This is a genomic window from Streptomyces cirratus (genome assembly GCF_014650775.1).
Taxonomy (GTDB): domain Bacteria; phylum Actinomycetota; class Actinomycetes; order Streptomycetales; family Streptomycetaceae; genus Streptomyces; species Streptomyces cirratus.
The window spans coordinates 1-798 of the sequence record NZ_BMVP01000056.1 but is presented as its reverse complement, the minus strand read 5'-3'; the positions used below and the strand labels follow the sequence as shown (position 1 = coordinate 798).

At 65.9% G+C, this 798-nt stretch carries 1 protein-coding gene; it reads right to left on the bottom strand.

What is annotated here, in order from left to right:
* On the bottom strand, positions 1-798 hold a 798-nt coding region (locus IE207_RS32870), incomplete at both ends, for an AMP-binding protein (protein WP_190187986.1).

Sequence of the window (798 nt, the reverse complement as noted above, 5' to 3'; positions counted from 1 at the left end):
ATGCGGAAGCCGCGGATTTTGATTTGGGTGTCGGTGCGGCCGGTGTAGTGGAGGTTGCCTTGGGTGTCCCAGTGGGCTTGGTCTCCGGTGCGGTAGAGGCGGGTGCCGGGGGGTCCGTAGGGGTTGGGGATGAAGCGTGTTGCGGTGGTGGTGGGTTGGGCGAGGTAGCCGTGGGCGATGCCGTCGCCGGTGAGGTAGAGCTCTCCGGTGGTGCCGGGGGGTGTGGGTTTGAGGTGGGTGTCGAGGACGTAGGCGTGTTTGTTGGTGAGGGGGCGGCCGATGGAGACGGTGCTGCGCACCTCGTCTGACGGTTCGATGGTGTGGGTGGTGGTGAAGCCCATGGATTCGGCGGGGCCGTAGCCGTTGGTGATGGTGAGCTGGGGGTGGAGGCGTTGGAGGTGGTGGATGTGGGTGGGGGAGGCGGGTTCGCCGCCGGTGTAGACGATGCGGGTGGTGGTGAAGGTGTCGGGGTGTTCGTCCGTCAGGTAGTTGAAGAGGCTGGAGGACAGCTGGAGCATCGTCACGCCGTGCCGTTGGGACAGCGCGGATACGAGAGCCGGTTCGGGGCGTTGTCCTGGTTGGAGGACGGTGGTTCCGCCGTGGAGCAGTGCTCCCCAGAATTCGAGGCTGAATGCGTCCCAGGAGACGGGTGAGCACTGGAGGAAGGTTTCCTCGGGGCCGAAGGTGGCGTAGGTCTGGGCGGTGAGGGTGGAGACCAGGTTCCGGTGCGAGGACAGGATGCCCTTGGGTTTTCCGGTGGAGCCGGAGGTGAACATCACGCACGCGACGTCGTCCGCC